15 protein-coding genes and 1 pseudogene are annotated in these 19,063 nt (G+C 67.2%); 6 read left to right on the forward strand and 10 right to left on the reverse strand.

Annotated elements, in window-relative coordinates:
• Window positions 1-64 precede the first annotated feature (64 nt).
• The 5 genes and pseudogenes from QM806_RS19125 (at window position 65) to QM806_RS19145 (ending at window position 4,845) form a co-directional block, all read left to right on the forward strand.
• Window positions 65-465: pseudogene (locus tag QM806_RS19125) on the forward strand (nuclear transport factor 2 family protein).
• 679 nt (window positions 466-1,144) lie between these two features.
• Window positions 1,145-1,828, forward strand: a complete 684-nt coding sequence (gene rsmG / locus QM806_RS19130; RefSeq protein ID WP_283292456.1) for a 16S rRNA (guanine(527)-N(7))-methyltransferase RsmG — start codon at window positions 1,145-1,147, stop codon at window positions 1,826-1,828.
• A 68-nt stretch (window positions 1,829-1,896) separates the two neighbouring features.
• Entirely contained in the window at window positions 1,897-2,910 is a 1,014-nt protein-coding gene (locus QM806_RS19135) for a ParA family protein (protein ID WP_120660048.1), read from the forward strand.
• On the forward strand, window positions 2,907-3,989 hold the full coding sequence (locus QM806_RS19140; RefSeq protein ID WP_120660049.1) for a ParB/RepB/Spo0J family partition protein: 1,083 nt from the start codon (window positions 2,907-2,909) through the stop codon (window positions 3,987-3,989). Before QM806_RS19135 ends, QM806_RS19140 begins: the two co-directional genes overlap by 4 nt.
• Window positions 3,990-4,146: 157 nt before the next feature.
• Window positions 4,147-4,845 (forward strand): GNAT family N-acetyltransferase, encoded by a 699-nt coding sequence (locus QM806_RS19145; protein ID WP_005249120.1) that lies wholly within the window; start codon window positions 4,147-4,149, stop codon window positions 4,843-4,845.
• An 18-nt stretch (window positions 4,846-4,863) separates the two neighbouring features.
• Here QM806_RS19145 and QM806_RS19150 read toward each other — a convergent pair whose 3' ends face one another.
• The 5 genes from QM806_RS19150 to QM806_RS19170 form a co-directional block, all read right to left on the reverse strand.
• The gene (locus tag QM806_RS19150; RefSeq protein ID WP_009476734.1) at window positions 4,864-6,063 is read right to left on the reverse strand and encodes an N-acetylmuramoyl-L-alanine amidase; all 1,200 of its coding nucleotides are present in this window, start codon (window positions 6,061-6,063) and stop codon (window positions 4,864-4,866) included.
• Between the two features lie 165 nt (window positions 6,064-6,228).
• Window positions 6,229-6,552, reverse strand: coding sequence for a thioredoxin (trxA, locus tag QM806_RS19155; protein WP_005249122.1), 324 nt, complete (start codon window positions 6,550-6,552; stop codon window positions 6,229-6,231).
• Between the two features lie 46 nt (window positions 6,553-6,598).
• A complete protein-coding gene (trxB, locus tag QM806_RS19160) occupies window positions 6,599-7,582 on the reverse strand; it encodes a thioredoxin-disulfide reductase (RefSeq protein WP_164061726.1) in 984 nt (327 codons plus the stop codon).
• Between the two features lie 111 nt (window positions 7,583-7,693).
• Window positions 7,694-8,881, reverse strand: coding sequence for a 4,4'-dithiodibutanoate disulfide reductase (gene nox / locus QM806_RS19165; RefSeq protein WP_065492817.1), 1,188 nt, complete (start codon window positions 8,879-8,881; stop codon window positions 7,694-7,696).
• 36 nt (window positions 8,882-8,917) lie between these two features.
• Window positions 8,918-9,889 (reverse strand): NAD-dependent epimerase/dehydratase family protein, encoded by a 972-nt coding sequence (locus QM806_RS19170; RefSeq protein ID WP_054247668.1) that lies wholly within the window; start codon window positions 9,887-9,889, stop codon window positions 8,918-8,920.
• Between the two features lie 89 nt (window positions 9,890-9,978).
• On the opposite strand from QM806_RS19170, the gene QM806_RS19175 reads away from it, so the two are divergent.
• Entirely contained in the window at window positions 9,979-10,551 is a 573-nt protein-coding gene (locus tag QM806_RS19175) for a TetR/AcrR family transcriptional regulator (protein ID WP_242322401.1), read from the forward strand.
• A gap of 3 nt (window positions 10,552-10,554) precedes the next feature.
• Here QM806_RS19175 and QM806_RS19180 read toward each other — a convergent pair whose 3' ends face one another.
• From QM806_RS19180 to QM806_RS19200, 5 genes are all read right to left on the reverse strand, one after another.
• The gene (locus QM806_RS19180; RefSeq protein WP_005560821.1) at window positions 10,555-11,301 is read right to left on the reverse strand and encodes an RsmA family anti-sigma factor; all 747 of its coding nucleotides are present in this window, start codon (window positions 11,299-11,301) and stop codon (window positions 10,555-10,557) included.
• Between the two features lie 78 nt (window positions 11,302-11,379).
• On the reverse strand, window positions 11,380-11,961 hold the full coding sequence (sigM, locus tag QM806_RS19185; RefSeq protein WP_054247671.1) for an RNA polymerase sigma factor SigM: 582 nt from the start codon (window positions 11,959-11,961) through the stop codon (window positions 11,380-11,382).
• Between the two features lie 47 nt (window positions 11,962-12,008).
• Window positions 12,009-15,887 (reverse strand): murein biosynthesis integral membrane protein MurJ, encoded by a 3,879-nt coding sequence (gene murJ, locus QM806_RS19190; RefSeq protein ID WP_269591108.1) that lies wholly within the window; start codon window positions 15,885-15,887, stop codon window positions 12,009-12,011.
• Window positions 15,888-16,000: 113 nt separating this feature from the next.
• Window positions 16,001-18,391, reverse strand: a complete 2,391-nt coding sequence (locus QM806_RS19195; protein ID WP_283292470.1) for a DUF6049 family protein — start codon at window positions 18,389-18,391, stop codon at window positions 16,001-16,003.
• Between the two features lie 2 nt (window positions 18,392-18,393).
• Window positions 18,394-18,969 carry an NUDIX hydrolase gene (locus tag QM806_RS19200; protein ID WP_037206815.1) on the reverse strand — a complete coding sequence of 192 codons (576 nt, stop codon included), beginning with the start codon at window positions 18,967-18,969 and terminating at the stop codon, window positions 18,394-18,396.
• Window positions 18,970-19,063: the final 94 nt, after the last annotated feature.

A 19,063-nucleotide genomic window follows, 5' to 3' on the forward strand; every position in this document is an offset into this window, starting at 1 on the left:
TCGCCGCTTCTCGAAGTCCACCTCATTGAAGCGACCGAACCAGTGCCGTCGACGGGTGGAGTGAGTGAGGACCGAGGACGAACGACAAATCCGGAATCTGATCGACCGTTGGGCCGAGGCTGTGCACAGCGGCGACATGGCTGGGTGCTCGCGGACCATTCCGACGACATCGTGATGTTCGATGTGCCACCGCCATATGAGGGTGCTCGCGGAATCGATGCGTATCGCGAGACGTGGCCGCCGTTCGAATGGCAGTCGAAGGGTGCCCGCTTCGAGATGGTGGCCTTGGATGTGACAGCCGGCGAGGACGTCGCCTTCGCCCATGCACTCCTCCGCTGCGGTATGGAAGCGGAGCTCGCCGACAATCCGGAGAACCGGCTCCGCCTCACAGTGGGGTTGCGGAAGGAAAACGGGCGTTGGCTCGTCGCTCACGAACACCACTCCTTTCCGGACACCACTGTCTGACGCGTGGCGGATAGGGGGTCCGGGACCGTCGTTCTCACACTTTTTCGAAGGAATTTAGGTTGTAGTTTCACCCACCCAACCACACCCGGAAGTTTCGTCACTGTGATGATTGAGAAACAGGGATTCGTTGGGGTGGAGTTGCCGAGAGGTAGCGTCGAGGAGGCGTGGACGGCTGCCCCAAGTTGGAGAGGCCCGACTCGATTGTCGTTCACCGAACCCCGCGTGCGTCCGCTTGGGAAGGTCGCGGGGTGACGCGCGAACTTGGCCAGTGACCGCCGTCTGTTCCACGTGAAACACGAGTCGTGAAACACGAGTCGGTTGTTCCACGTGAAACCGCCGCTCGGGGCTCGGTCTGGTTGTGTCGCCGCCGTGGACGGGGTCGTCTGTTCCACGTGAAACATGAGCGCCGCGATCTGCAGTCCCAAATCTGCGTAACTCTCTGACGGCGTTGGGCGCGACATCGACCGTCCGAGAGGGTTCGCCGTCGAAGGGACGGCCGGATTCGCGGGATCGCCAGGATTCATCACCGAGAGACGACCGAACCCCTCCCCTCCCCCACCGGAAGGGGTGCGGCCCAACACTGCTCCGGCGTTGCGCGTTCGAGTTAAGGGACATAGTCGCGAGAGAGGGCGGATAATGAAGAAGCTGTGTTTGTTGATTTCGCGATATTCGCGGGAGGATGTTTCACGTGGAACCGAATGGTGGAGAGCCGGCCGAATGGGACGAACAAGCGGCGGCACGCCAGGTGTTCGGTGGACGATTCGATATTGCGGAGCGCTACTACAAGTCGTTGGCGACCGACGGTGTCGAGCGGGGGTTGATCGGACCTCGTGAGGTTCCGCGGCTCTGGGAACGTCACCTCCTCAACTGTGCCGTCGTTGGTGAACTGATCGCCGAGGGTGAGTCCGTCGTCGATGTCGGAAGCGGTGCCGGGTTGCCCGGTATCCCCCTCGCGATTGCCCGTCCCGATCTCCGCATCACGTTGGTGGAGCCGTTGCTGCGGCGGTCGGTGTACCTCGCCGAGTTCGTCGAGTCGAACGGCCTGGACGTGCTCGTGGTCCGGGGCCGCGCCGAGGAGTCGGGTGTGGTGAAGGAAGCCGGTGGCGCAGACGTTGTGACTTCGCGAGCGGTGGCACCGTTGGAGAAGTTGGCCAAGTGGTCGCTGCCGCTTATCCACGAGCATGGGAGAATGCTCGCATTGAAAGGTTCGAGCGCCGCCGAAGAGATTTCCCGTGATCGCGCTTCCCTGACTCGGTTGGGTGCTGGCAAGCTGGATATCGTGGAATGCGGAGTGGGCCTGCTTCCTGTCCCCACCGTTGTCGTTCGGGCAGAACGTGTACCGAAACGCCGTCAGCGTCGATGACGATGGGCACGGTGACTAGGGAGTGAGTATGTCGAGTAACGAGCGATTCCCAATCGAAGGAGTAGTCAATGTCGGGTGGGCCTGAATCCGCCGTTTCACGTGAAACAGTTTCACGTGAAACCGACCATCAATCCGACCAGGCGACGAGCTCCGGGAACGGAGACGACGGATTCACGGCCCCCTACAACGGAATCTCCGTCGAGGAGACTCCGATCGGTGCGGCAGCGCACCGCGCAAGCCAGGTGCTGCACCCCCATTCGGTGACCCTGCCGAAGCCGCCCGAACGGCGGATCCTCACGATCGCCAACCAGAAGGGCGGCGTCGGCAAGACGACGAGTGCCGTCAACCTCGCATCTGCCCTCGCGGTTCAGGGACTCACCGTTCTGGTGATCGACCTCGACCCGCAGGGCAACGCCAGCACTGCGTTGGGCGTCGCTCACCACTCCGGTGTGCCGTCCAGTTATGAGCTTCTCCTAGGTGAGGTGACGGCCGCGGAAGCAATCCAGAAGAGCCCGCACAATGACCGGCTTTTCTGCATTCCTGCCACGATCGACCTCGCCGGTGCCGAGATCGAATTGGTGTCCATGGTCGCCCGCGAGGGGCGGCTGAAGGGCGCACTGTCGGAGAAGGCTCTCGGCGAGGTGGATGCCGACTTCATCCTGATCGACTGCCCGCCCTCGCTCGGACTGCTCACGGTGAACGCGATGGTCGCGGCCAAGGAAGTCCTGATTCCGATTCAGTGCGAGTACTACGCCCTCGAGGGTGTGGGACAGCTGCTGCGGAATATCGAACTGGTGCAGGCGCACCTCAACCCGGACCTCCACGTGTCGACGGTCCTTCTCACGATGTACGACGGGCGCACCAAGTTGGCGGACCAGGTGGCCGAAGAAGTGCGCACCCACTTCGGCGATGCGGTCCTGCGCGCCGTCATTCCCCGCAGCGTGAAGGTGTCCGAAGCTCCCGGGTACGGCATGACCGTGCTCGATTACGACCCCGGTTCGCGGGGCGCCATGAGTTACCTCGACGCGGGACGTGAACTCGCAGCACGCACCGCACACATCACGAAGCAGGAGCAGCGATGAGTCAGACGCGTAAGGGTGGACTTGGCCGTGGACTGGCTGCACTCATTCCTACGGGACCGACCACGACGGGACCGGGGCTGGGCAACGCCGCCGCTGACGTCGTGATCGGGGCGGACCGGCGCAGCGTACTGACCGCTCCCGCACCGAACTCGTCGGACGCTGCGACCGACAAGAAGACTGCTCCCACGTCCACGGGAAACAACGGAGACAGCAACGGCGCCGACGGCGTGTCCGGGAACGGTGCTCAACCCCTCCCCTCCCCCACCGGAGCGGTGTACCGGGAGATCGCTCCCGACCTGATCGAGCGGAACCCCAAGCAGCCGCGGCAGGTGTTCGACGACGACGCTCTCTCCGAACTCGTCCACTCGATCCGCGAGTTCGGGCTGATGCAGCCGATCGTGGTGCGTCCACTCGACGACGGCAAGTTCCAGCTCGTCATGGGCGAGCGTCGGTGGCGTGCCAGCCAGGAGGCCGAGCTGGAGACGATCCCGGCGATCGTCCGCGAGACCGGCGACGACGCAATGCTCCGCGACGCGCTCCTGGAAAACATCCACCGCGTGCAGCTGAACCCGCTCGAAGAGGCGGCGGCGTATCAGCAGTTGCTCGAAGAGTTCGAGGTGACCCACGAGGAACTGGCGGCGAAGATCGGCCGCTCGCGTCCCGTCGTGACGAACATGATCCGACTGCTGAAGTTGCCGATCCCCGTGCAACGACGCGTCGCGGCGGGCGTGCTGTCCGCCGGTCACGCTCGCGCCCTGCTGTCACTCGAGGCAGGCGCCGACGCGCAAGAAGTGATGGCGGCCCGCATCGTCGCGGAGGGCATGTCTGTTCGCGCGACGGAGGAAGCGGTGACGCTCGCCAACCGCAGCGACGACCAGGCGGCCCAGCCCGCCCAGCGCCGTAAGCCGATCCAGATGCCGGGACTGCAGGACGTCGCCGAGCGGTTGTCGGATTCATTCGACACGAGGGTCACGGTCAGCCTCGGCAAGCGCAAGGGCAAGATTGTGGTCGAGTTCGGTTCGGTGGACGATCTTCAGAGGATCGTTGGGATGATGGAGGCACAGAAGGCCGATTCATGAGCGCCTGACAGAGGTAGAAGTACCCGCGGATGATCCGTCACTGTGACAGTGGCCGCTGACGGACCGGGTCCAGCAGAACTATCGGGGGCGAAAAACGTTGAATACCAGAGGATGTCGAATGATCTGCGGTAGTGACATATGGAGGCTGAGCTAGCCAGTGTCGACTCACGTCACATCGCTCACTCTCGACGGCTTGGACAAGCTCTCCGCCCACGCTCGTCGCTGTGTCTTCTGGGAAATGGATCCGGCGGCCATCCACAGTTCGCGCGGGTTCTGCGACCAGGAGTTCGAGAAGGAAGCATGGCTCTCCATGGTCATGCTCGAATGGGGATCGTGCGGTCAGGTTGCCGTCATGGACGGTAAGCCGGTCGGCAGCGCCCTCTACGCTCCCCCACGGACCGTGCCGCGCGCGCAGCTACTCCCGACCGCTCCGGTCGGTGCCGACGCCGTCCTCCTCACGAGCCTCCGGCTCGAGCCTGCCGGCGAAGAACAGAATCTGGGAACCACGTTGATCCAAGCCGTGGTGGCCGATCTGGTGCGCCGCGGTGTTCGTGCCCTCGAGGCGTTCGGTATCCGTAATACCGACGGAACCGGGCCGATCGACACACACGGGATGGCGTCAGCCACCGCGGCCCGCGAGTGCTCCCCCGAGGAGTGCATGATCCCGGCCGATTTCCTCGAGGACAACGGCTTCGAAATCGTCGCGCCCCATCACCGGTTCCCGCGTCTGCGGCTCGAGCTGAACCGGGATCACGGATGGAAGGAAGACGTGGAGGCTGCCCTGGAGCGTCTGATCCACACCGCGTCGGTGAGCATGGTCGACATCGGGGAGCGCACACCCGTCGGTGCGCACTGAGCGCTCGGGAACGAGAAGTCAGGAACGTTCGGAAGAAGACAGCTCTTCGGCGAGCAACTCGGCGAACGTGAACGTTCCGGTCGGCTGATCGTCCTGTCCGAGCAGGTACAGACGCTTCACGGAGATGAGGATCGCTTCGGCGATGGCGTCGCGCGCCCGCGGGTTGGAGAGCACCGCGGCATCGAGGTCGTTGGTGAGGTACCCGAGGTCGATCTGCACGGTCGGCATGTTCGTCAGACGCAGCAGGTCCCAGGTGCGGCCGTGGGTCCGGCAGTCCTGCAAAGGCGTGCGGGCCACGATCTCCCGCTGGATGAATCCGGTGAGAACCTGACCGATCATCGACGTCGAACCGTGCGAGTTGCCGAAGTGGAAGCTCGCGACACCATTGGCGGACGGGCTGGTGTTGCCATCGCAGCGCAACGAGATCATCAGGTCGGCGTCGAAGGCGTTCGACGTGGATGCGCGTTCGATGTCTGTGGGGTTCGCGTGGTGCGGGCGGGACAGGAACGTTTCCATCCCCGTCGCGGCCATGCGGCCCTCGAGGCGGCTGGCGAGGTCCCACAGGATGTCGGACTCCGAGATCGTGCCGTACGCGGACCGCACGATGGTGCCGTAGGTGTCGCCGCCGAGGCCCGGATCGATGACGATCCGCTTGCCGCTCAGCTGTGGTCCGGAGCTGCGAACCATTTCTTCTTCGCTCATCGCATGCGGTGAACCACCGGTGACGCGGGTGCCGAGCAACTCGAGCGACCGCAGGGTGGCCGGACCGCAGATGCCGTCGGCGGCGATCCCGATCTCCCGCTGGAATGAGGACAGCGAGTCGTGGGTCTGCGGGCCGAAGAAGCCGTCGACGCGTCCGACGTAGAAGCCGAGATCCTGCAGGCGGGTCTGCAGAGTGGCGACGTCGTCGCCGTAGAGCGGTGCGGACAGCTGGTAGATCAGCGTGCGCGCGCCCAGGCGGTACGACGCCTCTTTCATGGACCGGTAGGTGGCAGGACCCACGATTCCGTCGACGAGAAGCCCACGCTGCTGCTGGAAGGCCCGTACGGCACTGTCCAGGTGATGATCGAACACGGCGTCGGGAGCGATCCAGTGCGAACCGTTGGTGCCCTCGCGCCGGGTGTCGGCGACTCCGTTGTGCAGGAAACCGAGACCGGCCAGAGTGCCCCGAATCTCAGCGACGGCCGGACCATGGTCGCCGTGACGGAGTCGGTGCATGTTTCAGGGCCTCTCAGTCCGAATCAACGAGTACTTACGAGTCTCGGTACAAACAAAACGATCGATGTGTTCCGGTCGGTCTAGCTGATGCGACTGGAGCACATCGATCGATTGTCTCAGAGATTCCCACAAAATCGGGAATCGCGCCGGGTGTTCGGGTGTCGATCAGAGAACGTCGGCGAGCTCTTTCAGCAGCGCAGCCTTGCCCTTGGTGCCGACGATCGTGTTGATCGGCTTGCCGTCCTTGAACAGGATCAGCGTGGGGATCGACATGACCTGGAAGTCGCGGGCAGCGCCCGGGTTGGCGTCGATGTCGAGCTTCGCGATGGTCAGCTTGTCGCTGTGCTCACCGGCGATCTCCTCCAGGACGGGGGCAATCATCTTGCACGGGCCGCACCAGGTGGCCCAGAAGTCGACGAGGACGGGCTTGTCGCTGGAAATGACGTCCTGCTGGAACGAATCATCGGTGATGGTGACGGTATTCGACACGGGGATTTCCCTTACTCGAGGTGGTCGGTGGGTGTTTGTGGTGAGCTCAGGCGTCGACCGGCGAGCCGGCGGCGGCGACGGTGTTGGCCGTGATGTCGCCGCGCTCTGCGAGCCAGCGCTCGGCATCCATAGCCGCGGAACATCCGGTGCCCGCGGCGGTGATCGCCTGCTGGTAGATGTGATCGACCAGGTCGCCGGCGGCGAAGACTCCGTCCACGGAGGTGGCGGTGGTCGGCGTCTTGACGATCACGTATCCGGCGTCGTCGAGGTCGACCTGTCCCTTGACGAGTTCGCTGCGCGGGTCGTGACCAATGGCGACGAACATGCCGGTCACGTCCAGCGTGGACGTCTCACCGGTGACGGTGTCGCGGATCACGAGGCCGGTGACGCTGTTCTCGCCCAGGACCTCGACGGGTACCGCGTTGGTCACGAACCGGATCTTCGCGTTCGCCTTGGCGCGCTCGAGCATGATGCGGGACGCGCGGAACTCCTCGCGGCGGTGCACCACGGTGACGCTGCGGGCGAAGCGGGTGAGGAAGGTGGCCTCCTCCATGGCGGAGTCGCCGCCGCCGACCACGACGATGTCCTGATCCTTGAAGAAGAATCCGTCGCACGTGGCGCAGGCGCTGACGCCGCGGCCGAGCAACTTCTCTTCACCGGGAATCCCCAGGTAACGGGCTGCGGCGCCCATTGCCAGCACGACTGCGTGCGCCTGGTAGGTCTCGCCGTTCACGACGACCTTCTTGATCGGGCCGGTGAGGTCGAGTTCCTCGACGTCCTCGGTGCGGATGTCGGTGCCGAAGCGCTTGGCCTGCTCGCGCATCTGGTCCATCAGGTCGGGGCCCATGATTCCCTCACGGAATCCGGGGAAGTTCTCGACCTCGGTGGTGGTCATGAGGGCGCCACCGAACTGGGTCCCCTCGAACTGCAGCGGTTCGAGTTCCGCGCGCGCCGCGTAGACGGCAGCGGTGTATCCGGCAGGTCCCGAACCAACGATGATGAGTTCATGAACCGTCGATGGAGTGGTCATGCGGGCCTTCCAGTAGTGAGGGGTGCTCAGTCGTATGGATCAACACAAGACTAAAGGGTGTTGTTCCCCGACTGCAGGTGATACCGGTCGCTCCCCTCGCAGGCGCCCTGATCAGCGCAGAGTCTCCCGGATGACGCAGCGGGTGCCCGTGTAGATGGTGGGCATGCATTTGTTGCAGTGGATGCAGAGTCCCTCGGGCACGTGCCGGTCGCGGAATTTGTTGACGAGGTCCGGGTCGCGGAGCAGGGCGCGCGCCATCGCGACGAACTCGAACCCTTCGCCGAGTGCGTTCTCGATGGTGTCCAGCCTGTTGACGCCGCCGAGGAGGATCAACGGCATCGACAGGGCCTCGCGGAACTGCCGGGCCATCGGGAGGAAGAAGGCTTCCTCGAACGGGTAGGTCGGAAAGATGCGCGGCCCGTAGACCTTCAGGCCCCAGCCCACCAGCTTGGGCTGTGAGGCAACGAATTCCGCCATCGGAACCTCGCCGCGGAAGAAGTACATCCCGTTGAGCAACGAGCTGCCGCCGGTGAGCTGCAGTGCGTCGAGGTGCCCGTCGGCTTCGAGGAGCTGTGCGATGCGGAGACTGTCGTCGAGCCACAGCCCTTTCGGAACACCGTCCGTCATGTTGAATTTGGCCGTGACGGCCACCGAGTCGCCGGCGGCGTGGCGCACTCTCTCGATCACCCGCCGGGGGAACGCCGCCCGCCGCTCCAGGCTGCCCCCGTACTCGTCGGTGCGCTTGTTGAGGTTGGGACTCATGAACGAACTGAGAAGGTAGTTGTGGCCGAGGTGGACCTCGATTGCGTCGAATCCGGCCTCGACGGCATTGCGGGCCGCGTCCTCGAAGTCGCGGGTGACCTGGTCGAGTTCTTCCCGCGTGGCACCCTTCACCAGACCCATGGCGGGCGGGCTGAGCCGCGTGGACGGCGCGAGGGTCTTGGTGCGGTTGGACAGCGTGTTCGCGACGAGACCGGCATGACCGATCTGCGCCGCGACCAACCCACCTTCGGCGTGGACGGCGTCGGTGAGCCGGCGCAGATCAGGGACGTGGGCACGGTCGAGCACGAGGGTGTTCGCGTGGACGCGTCCGCCGGGTGAGACGGCGCAGTACGCGACGGTCGTCAGTGCGGCACCGCCGCGAGCGACCTCGGCGTGGAAGTCGACGAGCTGGTCGGTGACCCGGCCGCGCGGCATGACGCCCTCGAACGTGGCTGCCTTCACGATGCGGTTGCGTAGCGTCAGGGGGCCCAGGCGGGCCGGCTCCCAGATGCCGGGGTGTGGTGGTGGAACGGTCATGGTGGTCTGCCTTCGGGGGTGGGGGTGTGAGGGCGTTCAGGCGAAGGTCGCGGCCAGCGCCGCGCGGGCAGGTCGCCACGTGAGCCCGAGCTCGTCGCGGGTTCGCGAGTCGTCGGTGGGGGTCGCGGAGGTGAGCAGCCAGGCGGCCTCGTAACTGAGCCCGGCGCTGAGGGGTGTGAACTTGCCGATCACGTCGGCGATCCGCCCGATCGTGCGAAAGGTGCTGCCCGACAGCGGGATGCGCCGGAGTCGACGACCCGAGGAGTGTTCGAGGACGTCGATGAGCTGGTTGAACTCGACGAGTTCGCCGCCGCAGACGTATCGCCGGGGACCGCGGCCGGGGTGCATCGCGGCGGCGTGGACCGCGGCCACGTCGCGGACGTCGATCATCTGCATGCCGCCGTCGAATCGGGGCGCCACCCCGCCGCTGACGATCGCGCCCCATCCCTGTTCGGTGACGCCCTGCGTGGATCCGAGCCCGGGACCGACGACGCTCGTCGGGTAGGTGATGACCACGGGGGCGCCCGCGTCCTGGAGCGCGCGGGCGATGCGGTCGGCGGCGGCCTTGGTGCGGCCGTACGCGCTGCGGCCCGACGCCGTCGGACTGTCCGGTCCGATGACGGCGTCGGGCGACGGAAACAGGGCACTGAAACTTGCGACGTGGATGATGGGGTCGAGTCCGAGGAACGCCGCCCGGGTGAGGATCGCGGCGGTGGCCTGCGTGTTGATTTCCCACATCAGTTGTTCGCGACGGTCGTCGGTGCCCACTACCCCGGCGGCGTGGAGGAGGGCGTCGCAGCCCTCGAGGAGGCGTCCGACGGCCTGGGTGTCGCGGATGTCGCCGACCACCTGCTCGATCCGCGCGGCGTCGTTCCCCGCTGCCGCCAGCAGTGCGTCGGGAGATTCGGCGGGAAGCACCAGCAGTCGAACCGTGTGGCCGGCGGCGAGGAGCGCCAGCGTGGTGTGGGCGCCGACGTATCCGGTGCCGCCGGTGACCGCGATCTTCATGTGTCCGCCCTGTTCGAATTACGGTGCCACTGGACTCGTAATAGGTACGATATAGCGCGGAAGGCACTTCTGTCCCACAATTCGAACCAATGAATGCAACTGGAACGGGCCGCCCCCGCGACCCGCGGATCGACACCGACGTCCTCGCGGTCACCCGGGCGATGCTCGTGGAATCGGGCTGGGAACAACTCAGCATGCGGGCCATCGCGACCCGCTCCGGGGTGAGCAGGGCGTCCATCACCAGACGGTGGCCGTCGAAGGCACACCTCGTTCTCGACGCCATCCTCGGCGCGACACCCGACCTGACACCGTTCGAGGGCACCGATCGCGAAGGCTGGGTCCGCTGGGTGGTGACCGGCAGCGCCGAATTGTTCTCACGACCGGAGGTGCGAGCGGCCACGCCGGGTCTGCTGGCCGCGATCCGGGACCACGACGATCTCCGCACCGCGCTCTGGCGGGGGTTCAGCGGGCCGAGTACTCAGCTGTTCGAGCGCGAGGAGGGCCCGGGTGAGTCCAGCACCGCGACGGCCGTACTCGTCCTCGCCGCCGGCGCCGCACTGTTCACGAGCCTGATCGCCGTCGAGGACGACACTCCGGAATTGCGCGCGAAGATCCTCGAGCTGCTCATGCCGGTCGCCCGTTCGGAGCGGGAAAAACCCTGAGAATCAACCGATCTCGGTGACAGCGATCGTCGCCGGATCTCCCGCGCCGCACTCGCGGCCCACCACCAGGGCCGTGATCTGCGGCGGACGCGGCGCAGCCACCAGTAGCAGTACCCCGGGAGCACCGTCGAGGCGAACCTCACTGGACCCCAGAAGGGGGCGGGACGGTTCGATGCCGTTGGCGCGCAGGCATTCTGCGAGTTGCGCGGGATCCCCGAGTGGTCCGAGCTGCCGCGAACCGATCACGGTGAGGAGGCGTCCGGAATCGAGATCGGTGCCCAGATCGAGAACGGCCGATGCCGGTGAGGTTTCGGAACTGGGCAGGGCAACGGCCGGCTCGGATTCCCGGCTGTCCGGCATGACGACCGCGACGGCCACCACGACCGCTGCCGCCGCCGCGAAGGTCCCCGCGGCCGCCGCAGCCCACTTCCGTCGCCGGGCGAGCGGCACCACGGTGGCCTCGGCCGGTGTGTCCCGTTCCGCAGCGAGAGCGCGGTTGATGCGGTCGGCGACGTCGGCGGGAATCGAGGTCGAGACCGAATGATCACGTCCGAGCGCGCCCAGCTGATCGGTGACCCGGTCGAGTGCGTCGATCACGTCCATGGCCTGCGGGTCGTTCCGGACGAGCGGCCACAGGCGATCGCTGACCGACTCCGGCAACACCCCGGCGTGGAGATCGGCCAGCAGGTCCTCGGAGTACGGCGGTGCGGGCAGCGCGGCATCGGACGGTTCGGGTTCACGGTCGGCCATGGCACCTCCTCGCCGGTTCATCGTGGTCCGGGACGTCAGGACAGTTTCCCGCTCCCACTAGGTTTTGACGCCCCGGAGTCATGATCGGTTCCCCTCCACCCGAAAATATTCGAGAGAGGCGGCCAGCTTCTTCCGGCCGCGGGCGCAGCGGCTCTTCACGGTGCCTTCCGGAACCCCGAGAAGCGCGGCCGCCTCACTCGTCGAACGGCCCTCGAGGTCGACTGCCACGATCGCGGTCCGCTGATCCGGCGGGAGCTGCGCCAGTGCGCGCTCGACCACCAGGCTGAGCTCCACCTCGGAAACGTAGTCGCGGATATCGCGCGGTTCGTCGTCCTCGTCGGCGGACAGGGACACCGCAGGACGAGCCTTGTTCCGGCGGATGCGGTCGAGGCAGGCGTTGACCACGATCGTGTGCAGCCAGCTCCGGACCGCGGCGTCCCGGCGGAACGAGCCCGCGTTGCGGTGCGCGGACAGCAGCGCCTCCTGCAGGGCGTCCGCCGCGTCCTCGGTGGTGTAGCTGGTGCGTTTGGCGACGTGCCACAGATGGTCGTAGTGCCGTCCGAGCAGTGTCTCGAATGCGTGCCGATCGCCGGCGACGTGCGCAGCCAACAGGTCGACGTCCGAGGGCTCACCCTCGGAATCCCCCCGGAAGATTCGCACCGGCGGATGTTAGCTCAGTTCGCCGATCCGCGAGCACCGGGTGCCGACTACGTCGCGGCGTTGAAACCGATGTCGGCGATGGACGATTGGTTCTTGCCACCGGAATTACTCAGGCCGGTGATCCACACCAGGACGTTCTTGGTGGGTCCCTCCGACTTCACCGGGATATCGGTGACACCGTTGCCGAGGACCTTCGAGCCGAGCACCTGCGTCTGGTCGAGGGTCGGGTTCTCCGACGGGGCGCTGCGAATCTCGACGTTGGTGCCCGGTGTCGGCGAGTTGATCCGCACGCTCGACAGTGTCGCCGGCTCGTCCAGCGTGACCATCAGGCCCACACCGTTCTTCAGCGCGGGGAACGGCTGGAAGTACGAGTCGGTGCTCCACACGGTGGACGTGTTGCCGTCGACCGCCAGCCGGGCGTTCGCGGCGGAGTCGGGGGTGCCCTGCGGCGAGAACACCGTCGCCCCCGAGGGGCTGACCGGCGCGACATTCGCCGCCGGGGCGGGCGCGGGGGCGGGCGACTCGGGGTTGGGCGGCGCCTCGGCCGACGTGGTGAGCCCGAAGTCCTGTTCGGTGAGCGGCGCGTCGGAACTACTGCCCGTGAGGAACGTCGCGAGCCAGAAGCCCAGCAGAGCCAGCACGATGATCGTGACGACCGCGAGGCCCACGAGCGCCGCGATCATCCGGTTGGACTTCTTCTTCTCCGCCTCCAGTGCTTCCGGGTCGGCGAGAGCGTGACCGGTCGTGCCGGGGCCCCGCTGCCCGAGCCGCAGCACGGGGATGAATTCGGTCTTGTCGTTGACGACGGACGCCTGGTCGAGAATGTGCTGCACGGTGGCCGCCGTGCGGATTCCCCCGTTCGGCTCGAGTGAGCGCAGCGCCACCGCGGAAATCTCGAACGGGACCTCAGGGCGGATCACCCGCGGTCCGATGGGCTGCCCGCTCGAGTCGCGGTCGGCCAGCCGCATACCGCCGACGGTGCCCGGACGGTGCGAACCCGACGGGTCCCCCGCGGGAGCGGACGGGTCACCCAGCGGCCAGCGCGCGGTGATGAGGGCGTAGAGCATGGCCCCCAGTCCGCGCACGTCGGAACTCGAGTCGGAGTCGGCGAGCGTTGCCGGGAACGCCAGCACGGCATCGCCGTTGATGCTGATACGGACGCGGTCGGGGTGGTCGATGGACAGTGCCCCGCCGGCGCGGTGTGCGGTCTCGGCGGCCGCGGCGAGCGCGCGGATGGCACTGGCAGCGCCGATCGGAGACGGCTTGGTGTCGGCCATCTCCCGCAGCGAGCGGCCCGGGGTCCACTCGGCGACGACGATGCCGCCCGAGCTACCGCGGACCACGTCGAGCACACGGGCGAGTCCGGGCGAGTTGATCCGGCCCAGTCGCAGGGTGCGCGACAGAATGGCTTGCGGGCCTTCGGGACCGGCCGAGGTGGAGCGCTGTTCGGCATCCACGAACGTCAGAGCCACCTCGCGGTCGAGCTTGACGTCCAGCGCCTGCCAGAACTGCAGTCCCCGCGAACCGCCGTGCGGTGTCAGAAGGCGGTACCGACCGCCCGCGACGGACGCGCCGGGAATGAGCTTGGGGCCACGAGGAGTACGACGAGGACCTGCGCCGGGCTCACGTCCGGGTGCCGGTGTGATCGGGATCACGCCGGTGTCGTAACTGAGATCCCGTGCGGGGGCCGCGCCCATGTGACGTGTGTCTCTGGGCGATTCGCCTGCGTCGTCGGCGGGAGTCTTCGGCGTAGCCTTCGTCTGCGCATCCGCAGGATCGCCGGTCTCCTTGCTCTGCCCCGTTTTCGGAGTGTCTGCGGAGCCCGAGGACGTGGCCGCGTCCTTTTTCTGCGGTGCGTCGGTGCCGGCCTGCTTGTCGGACTTCGCGGCGTCGGTGGAGGCCGACTCGGACGGGATCCGGGTGGTCGGGGCGTCGACGCCGTTGGGGGCGGCGGCCGAATCGCGTTCGGACGCTTGCACCGTAGAACCTCCGGCTCTCTTGCTGCCGGCCACGTCGTCGTCGCTCACCCTCACTCCTTCATTCTCGAATGCCCAACTCCGACCAGTACCGGGCGGCGATCCGACCCGCTCGTGTCCAGGGTACGGGAGTCCACCGGGTCGTTCGATACCACGCGGCTGTCCCCCGAAGTCGTGCGGTGTGGCGCGGACCACGGGAATCAGTTCTGTTTCGGCTTCTGCGAGCGGGTCGGCCTCCGGTTCCTGTGCGGCGCCGCGACCGCGCAGGGCGCGAACCTTGCGGGCGACGGCGACGGTGACGGACACGATTTCGGGGATCTTCGCGAACCAGAGGATCACGAAGGTGACGACGAGCATGAGGACACCGCTGATCATGACCCGGACCATCGAGCCCGGACCGCCGAACAGACTGGTGAGGCGGTCGAGCCCGAGGAGGCGGTCGGCGCCGAGCATGACGAGCGCACCCGCCATCGACGCGAGCACCACCACCCACACCGTCTTGCCGACGTTCGCCATCTGCAGGTTGCCGAGACTGCGGTGCAGCAGCCAGCCCCCGACGAGCGCGCCGGTGATGTAGCCGAGGCCGTTGGCCACGCCGAGCAGGATGACCACCTGGTCGTCGCTGGAGGCGATCATCGGGGTGAGCGCCGACAGCGCGATCTTCACCGCGGTGATGCCCAGGACGATCCACGTGGGGGTCCAGGCCTGCTCGCGGGCGTAGAACACGCGGAGCTGGATCAGCACCAGGGAATAGGGAATGAGCGTGAAGGCCGACCAGCTGACGGCCTGGCCGAGGCGTTCGGCGTCACCGGTCCCGAAGTTGCCGTACCCGTAGAGCGCCTGGCCGATCTCGGGGCCGGCGAACGTGAGGAACGTGATGATCGGGATGAGAGAGATCATCGTCAGCCGGGTGGCGACGGACAGATCGTCGACCACGGCGGGGGTGTCGTCGGCGGCAGCGTTGCGGCTGAGTCGCGGCATGATCGCCGTCAGCACCGTCACGCCGAGCACGCCGTACGGCAGCTGCAGCAGGAGCCACGCGTTGTTGTAGATCGCGGGACCCGACGCGTCCGCGTGTGACGAGATGCGGGTGGCGACGATCATGCCCGCCTGGCTGATCAGCACGTACAGGATGATCGCGACGGCCATGCCGCCGAACTGCTTGAGCCGGTCGTCGAGGCCCCACAGCGGTTTCAGTGAGATGCCCTCGCGCCGGATCGCAGGCACCAGGCTCATCGCCTGCACCACGACACCGAGCGTGACGCCCACACCGAGGACCAGCAGTTTCGGGTCGCTCATCCGCACCGGATCGAGGGTGATCTCCCCCGGTGTCGCGTAGTAGATCACCAGCACGGTGAGCATCACGACGTTGTTCAGCACCGGTGCCCAGGCACCGGGTTTGAACACCTGCCGGGTGTTGAGAATGGCCGTGAGCAGCGCCGACAGTCCGTAGAACAGGATCGCGGGCAGGAGGAGATAGGACAGAGCCGTGGTGAGGGACGTGTTCACCTTGCCGTCGGCCGACAGGAAGACATGCGTGGTGAGCACGGGCGCGGCCGCGGTCGCCAGCAACGCCGCAGTTCCGAGCAGCACGCACGTGGCGGTGAACAGGCGTCGCACGAACGCGGCACCCTGGTCCGGGTCCTCGCGTTCGGCGCGCACCAGGACGGGCACCACGATCGCGGTGAGCACCGCTCCCAGCACGAGCTCGGAGATCATGTTCGGGATCTGGCTGGCGACGGTGAACGAGCTGGCCACCGACCCACCCAGCAGCGTCAGGACGAGGAGCTGCTTGGCGAATCCGGTGATGCGGCTGACGAGCGTCGCCACCGCGATCGAACCGGTGGACGCCAGCAGTCGGGAGTTGCCCTGCTTCTGCGGCGCGGTCGACGGCCCGGAGTCCCGGACCGGAGGCGGCGAGGGGTCGACCCGGATGGCCGCGAACTGCACCGTCGGCGCCTCGTCCGGCCGGATTTCCCGAGCCCAGTGGTCCCGCTCCCACGGCGCGACCCGGGGATGGGAGCGATCGGGAAGCCTCTGGCCCCTACTGGGCAAGTTCCCGGTCATGAACGTTCGTACCCTTCGTCAGCTGGATCCGGCTGGCCGCGGAATCGATGCCACAGCCGGCGGCCGGCGAGGAACAGCAGCAGAGCACCCGCGCATGCTGTCAGTATCGCCAACGCCTGCCCGTACGCGTTGGACCGTACCGTCACGCTGGTCGGCTCTCCCAGTTGCTGTCCATCGGCGGTGGTCAGAGAGAAAGTGACGACGAGCTTGCGGGAGTCGTTGGCTTCGGTGGGAACGGTGAGGGTGCGGCTGCCACGTGGGGGCAGCGTGGTGGGGCCGATGTCGGTGATGGTCATCCCCGACGGCGCGTCCACCTGGAGACGGACGGTGATTCCGACCGGCAGGTCGTTCCTGGCCACCAGCAGCAGCGGGCTCTGTTCCGACGCCAGCGTGTAGACACCGCCCGGCGACACGACGGTGACGGCCCCGAACAGGTCGTCCATGGTTTCGGCCACCTCGTCGGCGCGCGTGTCGGACGCCTCTTCCGCGGACCGTCGTTCGTCGTCGCGGCGATGCGCGAGGCTCATCGAGCGCAGCAGGTCCTCGCGCAGCGGTGCCGTGAAGCGTTCCGGGGTGAGCGGGGCCTGCGGGTCGTCGACCAGTGCGGTGTTCAGTGCCTCGATGCGGGGCGTCTGGGTGGCGGCGGCGTCGCGGATAAGGGCGGGGACGCCGTCCTCGGCGGCCTGATCCGGGTACTCCAGCGTCGCGACCTCGGGTGATCCGGGCTGACGTCCCAGCAGCGTGGGCAACGGGCGGGGGGTCGCGAGCCCGGAGCGCATCAGCGAGGACACCGTGGACAGCAGCGTCTTCGCGTCCTCGGCGCCGGCCGTCCACAGCTGCGGCGGCACCACCATCAGCGAGCGGGGGGTGCCTGCGGCGCGTGCGGCCTCGGGTTCGAGGGCAGACCACGACACCGCACCGAGTGCGTCCTGCAGTCGGGCGGTCCGGGAATCGTCCGAGAGGTCGTACCGGGCGCGCTTCGGGGTGTACGAGGGGGTCTGCGGTGTCGTTCCCATGGCCGCGAGCGCCGTCCCGACGGACGGATCGAACAGCAGCGCGTCGACGCTTCCGGTGGCCGCAGGCGTCTCGGTTGCCGCCGGGGTCGTCTCCCCGTTCGCGGGAACGGGGGCGGGGGGCGGAGTCGCCTCGATGACGTGGGCGCTGTCGCGGGGTGTCGTCGTGTCGACGGAATTGGCGGCCACGAGCGTGGTGGTCGCCTCGTCTCTGCGCAGCATCTGCGCCGTCGCGTCGTCCAGCACGCCGGCGTCGCTCCACACGAAATTGCGCAGCGACGTGACACCCAGCACGTTGTCGACGATGTCCGCGGGGGCTTCGACGGCGGTCGCGGTGAGGTCCGGGTTCGCGACCTCGGTGATCGCGGACAGGTCGGCCTGCGCGAACGGAACCGACGTGGTGCACATGGACGCGGCCAGTGACCGGGCGCGGTCGAGCCACGCCGACGCGGCATCCTTACCGGTGCCTTCGTGCGCGGAACCGGTGGGATCGGACGGGTCGTCCACCACCAGATATCCGCGCGTCATGTTCTCGACGGTGATCAGCAGGTCGGGGTCGACGGCCAGGCACAGACTGTCCCGGAGGGTGTGGTCACGGTCGACGCTCTCCCGGGTGGCGAACTCCGCCGCGCCCAGCAGTTCGTCGAGCCGGCCGCCGTCCGCGAGCGAGGACGCGAGGTCGTCGTCGACGAGACGGACCGGTTCGGTGACGGAACCGGGCACCCCCGCCGCGAGCCGGGGCCGGTCGGCGAGCGGCCAGAGCATGGTGACGGCGACGGGACTGGAGATGTCCGGGGGCACGGCCGGAGTGCCGGGGACCCCGAACACGGGGAGCAGGAATCGGGCGTCGTCGAGGCGCGCGGCCCCGCCGTACTCGGGGGTGCCGTTCACGTTCACCATCAGCGGGTACACGCCGGGTTCGGTGATGTCGAGAGAGATGTCGGTGTCGGACCGTAGTGGCAGCGACAGCGTGAACTGCTTGCTCTGCCCCTCGTCGAGGCGGCCCGCGACCGTGTCGAACATGCCGACCGTGTCGTACCGCGACTGATCGAGGGTGAGGGACGTGCGGAGGCCCTCGCTGCTCGCGACGGCGGGGGCGCGCTGCAGTCGCACGCTGACGTCGCGGACCGTGCGGTCGCCGATGTTCTTCACCGAGCCCGTGACGGTGACGAACGGGTCGCTGGTGGTGGTGACCGTGGACGGCGTGACGTTGTCGATGTGCAGTTCGAGGAACTCGGGGTCCTCGTCGACCGTCTGGGTCCCGGCGCTCTCGGGCGGCACGGGGTCCTGGGCCGCCGCCACCACGGTGCTGGTGGGCGCCAGAACGACCGCGAGTGCGGTCAACGTCACGGCACCGACCCGACGCAAAGCCATCCTCATCCGGCGTCTGGCCCCTTCTGGAGCTTCAGGTCGGGGGCGGTCGGGGTGGTAGTCATCTTCGAGATCAAGTCACCGGCGATTTCTGCGAGTTTCCGTTCGTCTGCGTAGGCCAGGCGTGATCCCAGCTCGGCGAGCGGCACCCACGCTACCTCGGTGACTTCCACGTCTTCGTCCGACAGTTCCCCACCGAGGAATCTCAGCAGATAGTGGTGGACGGTCTTGTGGACCCGTCGGCCCTCGGTGACGAACCAGTAGTCGATGCTGCCGAGCGACGCGAGGACGGTGCCCTGGATGCCGGTCTCTTCCTCGACCTCACGCATCGCGGTCTGTTCGGCGGTCTCGCCCTGCTCGATGTGTCCCTTGGGCAGCGACCACAGCAGCCGCCCGCGTCGGTCGGTGCGTCCGATCAGCGCGGCGCACAGATTCTCCCGCGGTCCGCCGAGACCGTTGACGACGAGCCCGCCCGCCGAGGTTTCGCGAACCGTCCTCATGTGGGGTTTCGCGGGTTTGCCGACGGCGCCGCGCCGCCGCGAGTTGCGGCGACTCCTGTTCGCACGTTCGGCAGCAGACACCCCATCGATAGTAGTTGGCTTTGCCGTCTCCACCGGAACGCCGCACCCGAACCGAGACGCTTCGTGACAGACCTGTGGTGAACCGAACGGCGAG

This window comes from Rhodococcus sp. IEGM 1351, from assembly GCF_030056875.1.
GTDB lineage: Bacteria > Actinomycetota > Actinomycetes > Mycobacteriales > Mycobacteriaceae > Rhodococcus_F > Rhodococcus_F opacus.

What these genes read in the sequence shown, in the direction of transcription:
- QM806_RS19135 (WP_120660048.1), top strand. Translation starts at nt 1,897, where the DNA reads ATGTCGGGTGGGCCTGAATCCGCCGTTTCACGTGAAACAGTTTCACGT.
- QM806_RS19140 (WP_120660049.1), top strand. Translation starts at nt 2,907, where the DNA reads ATGAGTCAGACGCGTAAGGGTGGACTTGGCCGTGGACTGGCTGCACTC.
- rsmG (WP_283292456.1), top strand. Translation starts at nt 1,145, where the DNA reads ATGTTTCACGTGGAACCGAATGGTGGAGAGCCGGCCGAATGGGACGAA.
- QM806_RS19170 (WP_054247668.1), bottom strand. Translation starts at nt 9,889, where the DNA reads ATGAAGATCGCGGTCACCGGCGGCACCGGATACGTCGGCGCCCACACC.
- QM806_RS19180 (WP_005560821.1), bottom strand. Translation starts at nt 11,301, where the DNA reads ATGGCCGACCGTGAACCCGAACCGTCCGATGCCGCGCTGCCCGCACCG.
- nox (WP_065492817.1), bottom strand. Translation starts at nt 8,881, where the DNA reads ATGACCGTTCCACCACCACACCCCGGCATCTGGGAGCCGGCCCGCCTG.
- QM806_RS19175 (WP_242322401.1), top strand. Translation starts at nt 9,979, where the DNA reads ATGAATGCAACTGGAACGGGCCGCCCCCGCGACCCGCGGATCGACACC.
- QM806_RS19195 (WP_283292470.1), bottom strand. Translation starts at nt 18,391, where the DNA reads ATGGCTTTGCGTCGGGTCGGTGCCGTGACGTTGACCGCACTCGCGGTC.
- trxB (WP_164061726.1), bottom strand. Translation starts at nt 7,582, where the DNA reads ATGACCACTCCATCGACGGTTCATGAACTCATCATCGTTGGTTCGGGA.
- QM806_RS19150 (WP_009476734.1), bottom strand. Translation starts at nt 6,063, where the DNA reads ATGCACCGACTCCGTCACGGCGACCATGGTCCGGCCGTCGCTGAGATT.